This window comes from Litorilinea aerophila (assembly GCF_006569185.2).
Lineage (GTDB): Bacteria > Chloroflexota > Anaerolineae > Caldilineales > Caldilineaceae > Litorilinea > Litorilinea aerophila.
Genome location: NZ_VIGC02000037.1, coordinates 1 through 14,672, shown reverse-complemented (window position 1 = coordinate 14,672; position 14,672 = coordinate 1). Strand labels below are relative to the sequence as shown.

At 59.4% G+C, this 14,672-nt stretch carries 10 protein-coding genes; 4 read left to right on the top strand and 6 right to left on the bottom strand.

Annotation, left to right across the window (positions count from 1 at the left end):
- Positions 1-14 precede the first annotated feature (14 nt).
- From FKZ61_RS20775 to FKZ61_RS20750, 6 genes are all read right to left on the bottom strand, one after another.
- Positions 15-1,403, bottom strand: coding sequence for an extracellular solute-binding protein (locus tag FKZ61_RS20775; protein ID WP_141612070.1), 1,389 nt, complete (start codon positions 1,401-1,403; stop codon positions 15-17).
- A 435-nt stretch (positions 1,404-1,838) separates the two neighbouring features.
- Positions 1,839-2,498: a GntR family transcriptional regulator gene (locus FKZ61_RS20770; RefSeq protein WP_141612069.1), complete on the bottom strand. Its 660-nt coding sequence runs from the start codon at positions 2,496-2,498 to the stop codon at positions 1,839-1,841.
- Between the two features lie 175 nt (positions 2,499-2,673).
- On the bottom strand, positions 2,674-5,298 hold the full coding sequence (locus FKZ61_RS20765; RefSeq protein ID WP_170200093.1) for a glycosyltransferase family protein: 2,625 nt from the start codon (positions 5,296-5,298) through the stop codon (positions 2,674-2,676).
- Positions 5,299-5,505: 207 nt separating this feature from the next.
- Positions 5,506-6,372 carry a carbohydrate ABC transporter permease gene (locus tag FKZ61_RS20760; protein ID WP_141612067.1) on the bottom strand — a complete coding sequence of 289 codons (867 nt, stop codon included), beginning with the start codon at positions 6,370-6,372 and terminating at the stop codon, positions 5,506-5,508.
- Positions 6,373-6,375: 3 nt separating this feature from the next.
- Positions 6,376-7,335, bottom strand: a complete 960-nt coding sequence (locus FKZ61_RS20755; protein ID WP_141612066.1) for a carbohydrate ABC transporter permease — start codon at positions 7,333-7,335, stop codon at positions 6,376-6,378.
- 353 nt (positions 7,336-7,688) lie between these two features.
- Positions 7,689-9,053 carry an ABC transporter substrate-binding protein gene (locus FKZ61_RS20750; protein ID WP_141612065.1) on the bottom strand — a complete coding sequence of 455 codons (1,365 nt, stop codon included), beginning with the start codon at positions 9,051-9,053 and terminating at the stop codon, positions 7,689-7,691.
- 288 nt (positions 9,054-9,341) lie between these two features.
- Here FKZ61_RS20750 and FKZ61_RS20745 point away from each other — a divergent pair, with 288 nt between their 5' ends.
- The 4 genes from FKZ61_RS20745 (at position 9,342) to FKZ61_RS20730 (ending at position 14,515) form a co-directional block, all read left to right on the top strand.
- Complete coding sequence (locus FKZ61_RS20745; protein WP_141612064.1) at positions 9,342-10,166, top strand: metallophosphoesterase; 825 nt, start codon at positions 9,342-9,344, stop codon at positions 10,164-10,166.
- Between the two features lie 86 nt (positions 10,167-10,252).
- Complete coding sequence (locus tag FKZ61_RS20740; RefSeq protein ID WP_141612063.1) at positions 10,253-11,098, top strand: phytanoyl-CoA dioxygenase family protein; 846 nt, start codon at positions 10,253-10,255, stop codon at positions 11,096-11,098.
- Between the two features lie 40 nt (positions 11,099-11,138).
- On the top strand, positions 11,139-11,348 hold the full coding sequence (locus tag FKZ61_RS20735) for a hypothetical protein (protein ID WP_141612062.1): 210 nt from the start codon (positions 11,139-11,141) through the stop codon (positions 11,346-11,348).
- A 191-nt stretch (positions 11,349-11,539) separates the two neighbouring features.
- A complete protein-coding gene (locus FKZ61_RS20730) occupies positions 11,540-14,515 on the top strand; it encodes a glycoside hydrolase family 78 protein (protein WP_141612061.1) in 2,976 nt (991 codons plus the stop codon).
- Positions 14,516-14,672 lie beyond the last annotated feature (157 nt).

The following is a 14,672-nucleotide window of genomic DNA, read 5'->3' as shown; positions in this document are numbered from 1 at the left end:
AGCGGTTAATCTGACTACTCGAGATAGCCTGCCTGGCGCAAGATCCGGTCGTGCTCAGCTGCGATGGTGTCCATGGTCTCTTGAGCGGTCCCCTGCCCTTCGACGACAAAGCGGCTGAATTCCCGCTGGGTTACCTCCAAGAGCTGGCCGTATTCAGGAATGTTCCAAAAGTCCTTGACCATGGTCATGGATGTCGCAAAGGCCGGGTTGAAGGGCGTGGCGTTGAGGAAGGCGTCTGTCTGGAGGACATTGGCGTTGCAGGTATATCCGCCCAGTTCAGCCCACTTCATCTGGATCTCCTCCTGGGCGAACCACTGGATGAAGGCTTTGGCTGCCTCTTGCCGTTCAGGGCTGATGTAGCTGATGATGCTCATGCCCTGGCCTCCCAATGCCGCATGTTGGGCACCGCCAGGACCAGCCGGGTTCGGGAAATAACCGGTCACATCGGCATAGGGATTGATACCCGAGCTGGCCAGGGCCGGGAAGAAGGCAAAGTAGTTCATGATGAGTGCGGCCTGGCCGCTGATCAGGGCATCGTTGGCCTCGGTGAAGAAGGCGTTGCTCAGGCCAGGCACCTGACAGCAGTCATAGAGCTCTTTGTAGTACTGGACCGCAGCCACGTTCTCCGGCGAGTTCACAACCCCCATGACGTTGTAGTCCTCGTCCTTCCAATCTCCCCCATAACTGAACATCACGCTCTCCATCCCCATGGTGATAGCATCGTAGTCCTTTTGGGTGTAGATAGCTACCCCATAGAGGCCCTCTTCGGGTCGGGTGAAAAACTTGGCAATATCCATCAATTGCTCAAAGGTCTGGGGGACGTCGAGCTCATAGCCGTATTGTTCCTGAAACGCGGCCTTGTTCTCGGGGTTTTCGAAGAGGTCCTTCCGATAGGCCCATCCAAGCGCGTCGCCTTCTGTGGGGTAGGCCCAGTAGCGACCGGAGCCCGTGGGGTACTCGCCGTAGTAGGTTAGGGTTGCCGGCGTGACCGAATCGGCAATTCCGGTGCTGACCAGAAAGTCGGTGAGTTCAATGTAGTGTCCTTGGGTAGCTCCCTGGCCCAGCCACTGGCTGTCGCCGACCACGATGTCCCAGGCGTCTCCGCTGGCGGCCATCTCCGTGAAGAAACGGTCACCAAAGGATCCCCAGGGCTCCTGGATCACGCTGACTTTGATGCCGGTCTCCTGTTCGTAGAGGTTGCCGATCTGCTGCAGGTAATCGGCCGGATCCCATTGTGCCCATAGAATTTTGAGTTCGCTGACTTGAGGGGCCGCGTTCTCGCCTTCAGTTTCGGCGGCAGCTTCGCCCTGGGCCGGTGTACCTTCTGGCGCGGCCTGAGGGGCACAGGCGGCCAATAAACTGAACAATAACAAAATAGCCAAAAACTGCAGCTTCCCCTTCATGGTTGCCCATCCTCCTGTAATCGTGGGATAACGAACGATCCGGTCTACATTCTGAAAATGGAAGGTCGGCGGCGCGATGATTCAGAAACACACCTCCTTCTACTCTACCTGGGCAGCACCCTCCCCAAATCGAGATACACTGCGCTGCCCCCATACAGGAGAACACGAACTCGACATGAACTTCAAGATGAATACATGCATGGCGCCTCCATGCCAGTTTTCGGCAAGAAAAGGCGCAGGGACTATCTGGGAAAACAGAAAACGGGGACGGGGAGCTACTTTGTCGTGGCCTATGGACCCGGAAAATGGGCCAACGGTTGGTGACAGGACTGGGGACGCTTGCGTCTGCACCTAGGAAAAGCCGTTGGCATCAACCGCAACAGAGCCTACAAGGTTGTCTGTACAGGCTGTTCACCTCCCTTCAATCTCGATCGGTCAATAGGGGTGGGTATAGCGCTGGAAAATGCTATCCCGAAGCATGCGCAGATGGTATCGCATGGCCTCCTCTGCACCTTCCGCATCTCCAGCCATGAGTTTCTCTACAATGGCCCTGTGCTCTGCCGTACAGGCAGCCAGCCGTTCATCGTTATCTTTGACATTGATGGCCAAAAACGCGATACGATTTCGGGTTTGTAGCGCCATCTCTCCTAGAAGACGATTCGGGCATGCCTGGCTGAGGGTGGTATGGAAGACATTATCATGGGCCGACCAGGCCGCCCGATCTTTCTGCTCGACAGCCTTTTCCATGGCCTGGACAGCCTGCGCCAGGGTAGCTAGCTGTTCGTCGCTGAGATTTTGAGCGACCAGGCGGGCGACTTCAGGTTCCAACAAGTAGCGGACGTGAATGGCATCCATCACTTCCTCGAAGGATGGCGCGGCAACCGTAACTGCTCGTCCAGGAATGATCTGGACCAGGCCTTCTTGTGCCAGGGCCTGGAGGGCCTCCCGCACGGGGGTCCGGCTAATACCAAGCAACTTAGAGAGCCCTGTTTCCGAAAGGGCTTCTCCCGGCTGCAATTTGGCTGAACGGATGGCCTCCTTGATCTTCTCGTAGGCCAGATCGCGCAAAAGGGGAGAGGCTGAGGCGTCACTCATGGAGTAGAGGCTCACGCTCGCACAGACATGGAAAAGTTTCTATTATGGATGAACAGAATGATATATGGGAAAGTATACTGTGTGGCTACAGCTTGTATACAGGCTGTATGTCGAGACTATACAATGAAAATATTGCCCTGTCAAGCCCCAATTTTTACATTCAATTCAACTTGCTTTATCTCCATGAGGTCAAGCGGATGAGGTTAAGCGAGAGGCGGTCGTCCCATATTATGAGACTTACCGATATAATGATCCCAAGCAAGCTCAGCAATCCTCCAAACCGTAATGAGCCGGGCGCAAAACGAAAAATCACCTGATGTTCTCCAGGCGGCATGATTACACCCCGCAAGACGTGATTTACCCGCACAATAGAGGCCGGTTCCCCATCTATAAAGGCTTGCCAACCTGGGTAAAACTGATCACTCAAAACCAGTAGTCCTTGTGTGTCTGCTACTGTACGGATCACGATCTGGGTATCTTTGTATGTAACTATCTCCGCTGGGGTGGCAGGCTGTAGAGGGGTTGCAGGTAAGTTTACTCGTTCTGCGGTGATCGCTACATTGCGCAAGTCGAAGGATTCATCTAGCAACCGACGCACTGCTTGGGCATCATCCGGAATGTATTCTGTTGCATAGACGATATAAGCTCTGGGAAGCGGTGCCAAACGTTGGTGGACAAAAACCTCACCTTGGTAGATTTCCATCCAATCTGCTCCATATACGGCGATAGCTGGTTGCCCTGCCGCATCTGTACAGAGGCCGACACCTGTGTGTAACGTTCCGTCATCCGGTGCGATTTCCCATGTGTAGACGTGTCCTGGGGCGTTGAATTCTGGAGATAGGTAAAGAGAGATCTTTTCCTTATCTTGCAAAAGTGTGGCATCTACACGATTTTCCATGATCAGTTGGCCTTCGTAAGAGCCTCTCCACATCCGTACAACCAGAATACCGGATGCCTGTTCGGGTTGGTAAACACGGAAGTGTAGATCCACTCGATTAATGGCTGTATCCCGTACGGTGAATTGCCCACGGACGACATGGGTGCCCTTTATCTCGCCACTGTCTCCCACACAATCATCAACAGCAATTTCTGCCCGTAATATGGGATCTGTTAATGAAGTTGGCGAGATAGCATAGGCTACCCCCAAGATGTCTAACAGCCGCCGTGAGGGATAACTGAAGGCGACAATATTACGATTGGGAACCATCCACCAAACGTCGAGATTTGGATCACCTTGTTCAATCAACGCCCGGTATCGTTCTGGGATCAGTGAGGAGTATCCCCCCGGTTCTGCAATGCCATACAATGAAAGTACGCTGGGGCCAAAAAGTACCTGATCATCTCGCTGATAGGCAACGACGCGATGGAGCCCGACTTGGGTTTGCAGAAATTCAATAGCTGGTGTTGGTGGCAATAGCTCGGAGATTGCCCCTGTCGGATTGAAGTGACTACCGAACGTGTATAAGTCCACAAAAACAAGGACGACAATGGCCCAATCGACCAAATTACGTTTCGTTGGAAGATAGGCTCGGAGTGTCAGGAGTAAAAATGTGGCAAAAAGCCACGTCCCGAAGAGGAAAATGGGGCGGCGTAACTCCAACCAGTGTGTTTGGGCCTCACCCCAATTGCCTAAGAAAGCTGCGCCCACACTCACACATAATAGAACACTGGTAATCAATGCGGCGCGGATAGGAATTTGGGGTGCACTCAAGGTGGTAGCTGCCAATAATGCAACCAGCAAAGGTAAAAGAAATGTAGAACGGTGGAGTGAGGTGTAATTGAAAAGAGGAAAGGTGTTCAGGAGTTGCACACCCGGGGCTCCGATAATAAAGAGAAGCATTAAAATGGTTAATAACGACAGGTACCTCACCCGGAATTTAGCATTGCAAAAAGGTGACAGAATAGCCAAAACCAAAGCCGGTAGCCCGGCGTAAATAGTCCCTTCGCTAAAATTTATAGCACCCCAATAAGGGCCAATACTAGCTGGGTTTCCATAAAAATCAGGGATGATTAGGGTAATTAGCTGGCGCCATGGTAAGGGATCTTGCAATCCCAGGCCATCAGAACGATGGCTAAGTCCCAGGAATTCAGCAAATGGCCAGATTTGGACAGATGCCAAGAGGATCCCTAGCCCAAGGATGCTTCCGAAAACTACCAGTGGCCAGAACGATGTTTTCCCTGGATGCTGTTGAAAGGCTTCCAATATTCGCCCAATGGCGTAAAAGCTCAAGAATAGAGAGAATGTAGCAACGAATTGTAATTGTCCGCCAAGAATAGCTAATGCCATCGCCAGTGCTGCAAAAACAACATAACGGAAACGATAGCGATGCACGGCGCATTCAAAAGCCCATAGGACGCCAGGCAACCAGCTAAGCGTACTGATCCGAAAATGCGACTCAAACCAAATAACCATGTAGCCGCTCAGGGCATAGGTGAACCCTCCCAGAATTGCCGCCCGGCGGGAGCATCCAAACTCTCGTAAGAAACCATAGGTGAGTCCAGCAGCTAACAAGGCGTGAAGCCACAATCCAAGCGCCCACCCGCGGGCTGCTCCCGCCAAGAGGCCGAGTAGAACAAATACTGGATACAGATGCTGAGCGTTAGGATTGGCGAAAACAGGGTGGCCAAGAAGAACATAGGGGTTCCATAACGGCCACTCCCCGTTTTTACGAAGCGTATCAACGGCATGGACCAAGTATGGATAGAAATTGTATAGGGGGTCTGAAATAAGCCAGTTTTGCAGAGGGTGTGGATCACCTGAACGCCATGGAAAAAGATTTTGCGCCAGATCCACGGGCATGAAAGTTTGTCCTGGCCACAGTCCACGAATGTGAAAAAAGGTGACCCCCGCAAAGAGAACAAAGAACGTCAGAAGGCGAGTATATCTGCTATACCCTTGTAAAAGACGAAGGTGTCTCATATATCGTACTGATAACAATTCTCGATTTTATCGAAGGACAAGTGGTAGATAGACGCTTGTTGAAGAGCAAGCAAGGACCGACACCCCCTACCGCCCGCCCATGCCCGAGAGGGTAATCCCCTCCACGAACCAATTTTGCCCCATCATGTAGATAGCCAGCACCGGCGCCAGCGCGATGACCGATCCGGCCATCAGCAAGTGCCACTGGACGTTGTATTGCCCCTGGAAGGTGCTGAGACCCACGGGCAGGGTGCGCATCTCCAGGGAGTTGGTGACCACCAGCGGCCAGAGGAAGTCGTTCCAGGCGTTGAGGAAGATGAAAATGGTCAGGGTGGCTACCACCGGCCCGCTCAGGGGCATGATGATCTGTCCCCAGATGCGCCAGGACGAAGCGCCGTCCACCCGCGCCGCTTCATCCAGCTCCAGGGGGATGCTCAGCAGGTACTGGCGCATGAGAAAGGTGCTGAAGGCCGAAAAGGCGGGCGGTAGGATCAGGGCCTGGTAGGTGTCGTACCAGCGCAAATAGCGGACCAGGATGAAGTTGGGGATCATGGTCACCTGAAAGGGGATCATGAGGGTGGCCAGGTAGAGCAGGAAGAGCGCATCCCGCCCCCGGAAGCGCAGCCGGGCAAAGGCGAAGCCGGCCAGGGATGCCGTTAGCAGCTGCAGGACGGTGATCCCCGTGGCCACCACCAGGCTGTTGAGGTAGAAGCGGCCGAAGGGCATGGCCCGGACTGCCTCCACGTAGTTCTCCCAGGCCAGACGGCTGGGGATCCAAATGGGCGGGTAGGTGAAAATTTCCGCCGGCTCCTTCAGGGAGGTGCTGAGCATCCACAAAAAGGGGAGCAACATGAGACCACTGCCGGCCAGAAGCAGCCCGTGCAGGAGCAGGTGACGGAGCTGAAAACGGTGCCGGCGACGCGGGGCCGGCGCGGCAGCCTGGGATCGGAGCATGACCTAACCCTCCCCCGCTTCGTAGTGGACCCACCGGCGCTGCAGGCGGGTCTGGATGTACGTGAAGATGAAAATGAAGATGAAGAGCACCCAGGCAATGGCGGCTGCCTTGCCCATACGGCCAAATTCGAAGGCGTTCTGGTAGATGTAGTAGACGATGGTCAGGGTGGCCTGGGCCGGCCCGCCCCGGGTCATGACATAGGGCTCGCTGAAGAGCTGGAACGCGCCGATCATCAGGATGATGGCCAGGAAGAAGGTGGTGGGGCTCACCATGGGCACGGTGATGTAGCGGAAGCGATGCCAGGCATTGGCGCCGTCCACATGGGCGGCGTCGTACAGCTCCTTGGGAATGGCCTGCAGCCCGGCCAGGTAGATGACCATGCTGAAGCCCACGTTTTTCCACAGGGTCAGGATCACCACGGCCGGCCGGGCCCAGGTGGTGCTGTTGAGCCAATCCGGCGGGCTGACGGGCATACCGGTCCACTCACCCACCTTCCAGATGAAGGCGCTGATGATGCCGAAGTCCCGGTTGAACATCCACTGGAAGACCAGGGCCGCGGCCACGATGGTGGCCACCACCGGCATGAAGTAGATCAGCCGATAGACCTGGATACCCCGCAAGGGCTGGTTGAGGGCCACGGCCAGCAGCAAGCTCAGGACCAGTTGAAGGGGGACGATGGTGACGATGAAGTAGGCGGTGTTGAAGGCCACCCGGCGGAAGATGGGGTCCTGGTTCAGAAGTTGGGTATAGTTGGCCAGGCCCACAAACTCCGGCGGAGTCAACAGGTTCCAGCGCATGAAGCTGAGGGCCAGGGACCCCAGGATGGGCAGCGCGGTGAAGACGAGGAAGCCGATAAAGCTGGGTAACAGGAAGAGATAGCCCTCCCACTGCTGATCCGGCCGCCACCGTCGCCAGCGCCCCAGGGCCGGCCTCTCGGCCAGGGTTGTGGTCTTTCCGCTCAACAATGCAACGCCTCCTCCTCGCTCCACTGGTTTAACTGAAGGATGACTCCAGATTCTCCAGAACGGAGCCACATCTGAGTCTTTCTTGCACTTTCATGGCACCGCGGATTCATTACACTGCGGAGGATGAAAAATCCGCACCATCCGTAGATCACGCATCCCTGCGGGACATGGCTTCCTGTCCCGTTGGGTGCGGATGCCCGGCCAGGAGACCGGACCGACCCATCCGTGTCAATCCCTGTTCAGATGAAAATACAGCGCAAAGGCGGTGATGGATCAAGCAAAATGGATCAAGCAAAAACGGTGGAGCGCGTTACGCGCCCCACCGTCCGCCTGATGCCCGACCATGGGCTCTATTTCGGATAGCCGTGCTCGCTCAGGAACGCATCCACCTGCTCGCAGAGCTGGGGCACCACCTCCTCCGGCGTGGCTTCACCCGCCCAGACCCGCTCCAGGGCGGGCTCGATGATGGAGCCGCTCAGTTCGCCCCACTCGGGGAAGTAGCCAAAGCGCCCCACCTTGGCGTTCTCGCCTTCGATGAGGAAGGCTTCCCGGTTGGCCGGGGGCTTGCCGGCGTGGAGGAAGGCGTCGGAGCGGGCCGTGGAGCGCAGGGCCGGGAAGATTTCTCCCGCTTCGGTGTAGATGCGCTGGCCGCCATCGGTGCTCTGCAGCCAGCTCAGGAAAGTCCAGGCCTCTTCCTTGTTATCGCTGACGGCGCTCATCACCCAGGCCGCGCCGCCGGCCGAAGCCGCCCGCTGGCCGTCCGCAGGAATGGGCACGGGCGCCACGTCATAGTTGAGGCCGGCCGCATTGAAGGTGGAGACCCGGCTGGCGTTCTGGATGATCATGGCCACCTGGCCGCTCTGGAAGACGGCTGCATCGCCGCCGGCCTGGTTCAGGTTGGCCGAGCGCATGGCCAGGTTGCGGTTCATCAGATCGGCGAAGAACTGGATCCCCTCCATGGCCTCCGGTTCGGTGAGGGTGCAGCGGGAGGGGTTACGCATGTCGTCCAGGATGCTGCCCCGGTTCTGGCCGACCCAGAGCTGCCATTTGCCGCCCTCCATGCCCAGGGCATAGCGGGCCACCCGGCCGCTGGGCTCCACCACCGTGAGCTGCTCCGCCGCGGCCACAAAGTCATCCCACGTCCAGTTCTCGTTGGGGTATTCCACCCCCACTTCGTCGAAGATGTCCTTGTTGTAATAGAGCACCTCGACACTCACATCTCGGGGCAGGCCGTAGACGCTGCCGTTCCACATGGCGGACTCCAGCAGGGCCGGCCAGTAGTCGCTCAGGTCGTAGTTGCTCTGTTCGATCCAGGGGTCCAGATTTTCCAGCACCCCTTCGGCGGCGTAGCGAGGGGTGGGCCACAGGAAGAAGACATCTGGAATGGCCGTGGGATCGCCGGCGGCGAAGAGGGTCTGGAGCTTGGTAAAGTAGTCACTCCAGGGGAAATGCCAGTATTCGATGCGGATGTTGGGGTGCTCCGCCATGAAGGCCTCGGCCACCTGTTCGTGGGTGGCCCGCTCTTCGGCGCTGCCCCAGAAGCCCCACGTCAGGGTAACCACATCCTCACCTGCCTCACCGGTCTGGGCTGCCTCTGGGGCGGCGCCGGACTCGGCTGCCCCAGGTGGGGGGGGCACAGGCACGGTGCAGGCGCTGAGAACCAGCAGCGACATCAGCGCGGCCAACAGCACATAGAGCATGCCACGTCTGTCCATGTTTTCCTCCTCAGAAGTCAAAATCGGGAATCGAAGAAATCGGTTCAACCCTGATTATCATGGCTGGGCCATAGGGTCATGGGTTGGACGGTTGATGGAGACAACGCTGTGCAGGCCGGCATTCAGCTTCAATATCATGATAGCACCATCCATCGACTTCAGGCAAGGCGGTTGGAAATGGTGGCCTCTGTGATATAATGGCGCCAGCATCTGGCACGTCTCTGTTTCGATAGGTCAGCTCCCAATAGTTAGCCAACTTCCCTAGGCGGCATTCCCACGGTAACGCCCATGCCCAGTTCGGCTCCTCCACCGGCCCAGCCCCCCCGATACGTGATCGGCGACATCCACGGCCAGTTGGAGGCCCTGGTGCGCCTGCTGCAGACGGCCGGGTTGATCGATGCCCGCCAGTGTTGGTGTGGGGGGCATGCCCGGCTATACCTGACCGGTGACTTTTTCGACCGGGGCATGGATGGCGTACCGGCGGTAGCCCTGATCATGGCCCTCCAGCAGGAGGCTGCCGCAGCCGGAGGCCAGGTGGAAGCCCTCCTGGGCAACCACGATGTGATGGTCCTGTCGGTTCTGCGCCTGGGCACAGCCGCCCAGACCAGCTGGGGAGAAACTTTTGCCCAGGTGTGGCTGCGTAACGGCGGTCTGCCGGCGGATCTGGCCCGGCTGACCCCGGCGCAGGAGGCCTGGCTGCAGGCCCGGCCGGCCCTGGTGCGGGCAGGCGACTTGCTGCTGATGCATGCCGATTCCCACTTCTACGGCCACCTGGGGGCCACGGTGGAGGAGGTCAACCGGACCGTGGCTTCCGTCCTGGCAAGCGACGACCCAGCCGCCTGGGAAGTGCTGCTGGAGGCGTTGTCGACCCGCTATTCCTTCCTGTCTCTCCAGGGCGGGAGCCCTGCCGAGGCCCGCAAGCTGCTGGACCGTTTTCACGCCCGGCGCATCGTTCACGGCCATACGCCCATTAGCTACATTACCGGCCGGCCGCCGGAGCTGGTCACCGAACCCTACATCTACGCCGATGGGCTCTGTATCAATGTGGACGGCGGCCTCTACTTGGGCGGCCCTGGTTTTGTTTATTCGGCCCCAGAGGCTGGTGAGGTATAATCCTTTCATCCCAAATCATCCCAAACCCTGGCAGGGTCATTCACCCATCATTATCCAACTGAAATCCAACTGAAGGAGTACCGTCCATGATCACCCGGGAGCAATATCGCCAGTTCACGGAGGAAGGGTATCTGGTCGTCTCGGGGCTTTTCGATGCCCGGGAGGTGGCCAAAATCCAGGACCATTTCATGGCCATGAACGCCGCCGGCACCTATCCTGGCGCCGAGAACTCCCTGGATCGTTCCAGCCCCGATCCCCTGCGCCACTACCCGCGCATCATGCAGCCCCACCGCTGGGACGACCTGAGCCTGCGCTGGCTCATTGACCCCCGCCTCAACGGGGTGATGACTGCCCTCCTGGGCCGGGAGCCCTACGCGGTGCAGACCATGTTCTACTTCAAGCCGCCCAAGGCCCGGGGCCAGGCCCTGCACCAGGACCAGTACTACCTCCAGGTCCAACCTGGTACCTGCATGGCCGCCTGGATGGCCATCGATGACTGCGACGAAGAAAACGGCTGCCTCCAGGTGGTGCCGGGCAGCCATACCTGGCCCTTGCTCTGCACCGTGGAGGCAGATACCAACCAGAGCTTCACCGATGTCACCGTACCCATCCCGGAAGGGACCGAGGTGCGCCCGGTGGTGATGAAGGCCGGCGACGTCCTCTTTTTCAACGGGCAGCTGGTCCACGGCAGCTTCCCCAATACCAGCACCTCTCGCTTCCGCCGCTCCCTCATCGGACACTACATCGTAGGCGAGGCGGAAAAGGTCTACCGCTACTACCATCCGGTGCTGCGCATGGACGGCAGCCTGGTGGAGCTGGGCGTCAGCGAGCGGGGCGACACCTGCGGCAAGTGGGTTGATGTGGACGGCCGGCCCGTGCTGGAAATGCAGGCAGTGGCCGACACCACCACTGCCCTGCCCCGGGTTTCGTAGTTGTTCAGTCTGATATTTTTACGAGGAAAGGAGCCGACCAATGCCGTACACCCTCAACTCCACGGTGCGAGAGATTCTGGCCGACGAGCGGGCGAAAGCCATCATCGAGAAGCATATGCCCGGTGCCACCAGCCACCCCCAGCTATCGGAGGCCATGTACATGACCCTGCGAGAGGTGGCCATGTATCCCGAGTCGGGTCTGACTCCCCAGAAGCTTCAGGCCATCCTGGACGATCTGGCCAAACTTTAGTGACACTCTGACGCACAGTCTGAATTTGTACAAGTGGCGTGCGTGGTGCGGAGTGCGTGCACCAGTAGCACCAAACCACACTGGTCGGCACATGGCTTGGCGTACCACGCACGCCGCACTACCCTCCACAAACCGCAAACCCTCCCAATCCCATTCGAACCAGTAGCCAACGTACGTAGCAAGGGGCTCCCATGGCTGAAACCCGCGGTACCATTGAGCAGGTGATCCGTCTGCGTTGTGAATACAAAGACAACCCCATCGGCATCGACGTCGCCGCGCCGCGCCTGAGCTGGCAGCTTCAGGCCAGCGGTCGCCAGGTGCGACAGAGCGCCTATCAGATCCAGGTGGCGGAGGACGCCGATGCCCTGGCGGCGGAACGAGACTTGCACTGGGACAGTGGCAAGGTCCTCTCTCCAGATTCCATCCACCAGCCCTACCAGGGGCCGCCCCTTCAGTCGGGGCGGCGTTACCACTGGCGGGTTCGGGTGTGGGACAGCCTGGACCGGCCGTCAGCGTGGAGCCAGGTGGCCTTCTGGGAGATGGGGCTGCTGGCGCCTGGGGATTGGCGCGCCCGCTGGATTACGCCCGACCTCCCGGAGGATCCCTCCACTTCTCAGCCCTGCCCCATGCTGCGTACCCGATTTGCCGTGGACGGCGCTGTCCGCCGTGCCCGCCTCTACGTCACCAGCCTGGGCCTCTACGAGTGTGAGCTGAACGGCCAGCGGGTGGGCGACCAGGTGCTGACCCCTGGGTGGACCAGCTACGACCATCGCCTCCAGTATCAAACTTACGACGTGACCGACCTGCTGCAGTCGGGCGAGAATGGCCTGGGCGTCCTCCTGGGCGACGGGTGGTATCGGGGATACCTGGGCTTCGAGGGCCAGCGCAACCTGTACGGCGATAAGCTGGCCCTGTTCCTGCAGCTCCGCATCGAATATGCCGATGGCCGGATCCAGGAAGTGGTCAGCGACGAGGGGTGGCGTGCATCTACCGGGCCACTGCTGACCGCGGACATTTACAACGGCGAGGTCTACGATGCCCGCCTGGAGAAACCGGGCTGGAGCCAGGCCGGCTACGACGACAGCGACTGGGCCGGCGTCCAGGTGCTGGCAGCGCCGTCCGCCCGGCTGGTGGCGCCGGCAGGGCCGCCGGTACGCCGCATCCAGGAGTTGCGTCCGGTGGCCATCCTCCATTCGCCCAAAGGCGAGACCATCTTCGACTTTGGGCAAAACATGGTGGGCTGGATACGCCTACGGGTGCAGGGGCCTGCCGGTACCGTAGTCACCTTGCGTCACGCGGAAGTATTGGACCAGGAGGGGAACCTCTACGTGGCCAACCTGCGTTCGGCCCGGCAGACAGTCACCTACACCCTGAAGGGCGAAGGAGTGGAGCTCTATGAGCCTCGATTTACCTTTCAGGGCTTCCGCTACGTCGCGGTGGAGGGCTATCCAGGCACGCCCGACCTGGACAGCTTGACCGGCATTGTGGTTCATTCAGACATGGCGCCCACGGGCCACTTCGCCTGCTCCGACCCCCTCATCAACCAGCTCCAGCACAACATTGTGTGGGGGCAGAAGGGCAACTTCGTGGATGTCCCCACCGACTGCCCCCAGCGGGACGAGCGGCTGGGCTGGACGGGGGATGCCCAGGTCTTCATCCGCACGGCCTGCTTCAACATGGACGTGGCAGCCTTTTTCACCAAATGGCTCCAGGATCTGGCGGCAGATCAGGCACCAGACGGCAGCGTCCCCTTCGTGGTGCCGGATGTCCTGACTCGACGGCCGGATCCCCTGCGGGCAGTGGGCGGTTTCAGCGGGCGAGGCTCCTCCGCCTGGGGAGATGCAGCGGTCATCTGCCCATGGACCATCTACCTTTGCTATGGCGACCGGCGCATCCTGGAACAGCAGTATGAAAGTATGGTGGGGTGGGTAGAGTTTATGACCCGCCAGGCCGGGAATGACTACATCTGGGACAGTGGCTTCCACTTCGGGGATTGGCTGGCCATTTTCCCAGAGGCCAACCCCCTGATGCCTGCCCCCAAGACGTCTACCGCCCTGATTGCCACGGCCTTCTTTGCCTATTCCACCCGCCTCCTGGCCGAGTGTGCGGCCGCGTTGGGCAAAACAGCCGACGCTGAGCGGTATCAGGATCGCTATGAGCGGATCCGGGCGGCCTTCCGGGCGGAGTTCGCCTCACGTCTGGGGCGCATCGATGCAGAGACTCAGACGGACTACGTCCTGCCCCTGATGTTCGACCTGCTGTCGGAAGAGGAGCAGCGGTTGGCCGTGCGCCGGCTGGTAGCCGACATTCGGGCCCGCCACTATCACCTCTCCACGGGCTTTGTGGGCACCCCCTACCTCTGCCACGTCTTGACCCGGCACGGTTATCTGGATGTGGCCTACAACCTGCTGAAACAGCGGACCTTTCCGTCCTGGCTCTATCCCATCAAGCGGGGAGCGACCACCATCTGGGAGCGTTGGGATGGCATCAAGCCGGATGGGTCCTTCCAGGATGAGGGTATGAACTCCTTCAACCACTATGCCTACGGCGCCATCGGCGAGTGGCTCTATCGGGTGGTGGCGGGCATTGAGGCGGATCCGGCCGAGCCAGGCTACCGACACATCCTGATTCAGCCCCAGCCAGGCGGCGCCTTCACCTTCGTGGAGGCCAGCCTGCAGTCCATGTACGGGGAGATCCGCTCTGCCTGGCGGGTGGATGAAGCGGGTTTCACCCTGGAGGTGACGGTGCCAGCCAATGCCTGGGCAACGGTGTGGGTGCCGGCCCGGGATCTGGCGCAGGTTCGCCTGGACGGTGTCCCCCTGGCGGAAGCGCCCGACGCTGCCAATGTGCGGAACGAAGGGAGCCGCGTGGCCTGCGATGTGGGCTCAGGGACCTACCAGTTCACCAGCTCTCACCTGCGGCTGGATAAGGCGTGGATGGACGCTTGCCAGGCGGTGGCCCTGACACCTGCCAGCCGACTGGTGGATCTGCTCAGCGATCCCGATGCCCGGGCCATCCTCGAGAAGCACATGGGGGATGGCTTTGCTGAGTTGACCAACATGCGATGGGGCGCGCGGCTTTCCCTGGAGCAGGTCGCCACGGCCAGGCCCGATCTGATCCCGCCTGCACTCCTGGAAACAATGGCGGCGGCGCTGGCCAGGCTCTAGCCAGCGCCGAACTTCATTGTGTTTTAGGCCGTTTTGGATTTGGGGGTGGGGTGGGGGATGTGGTAAATTAGGGACTTGTGTCTGGGCGTGAGGGCGTCCAGGCAGGAGCGCACGTTAAGACAGGAGAGCAAGGCAGGAGGAGTACCCGGGGCGCACC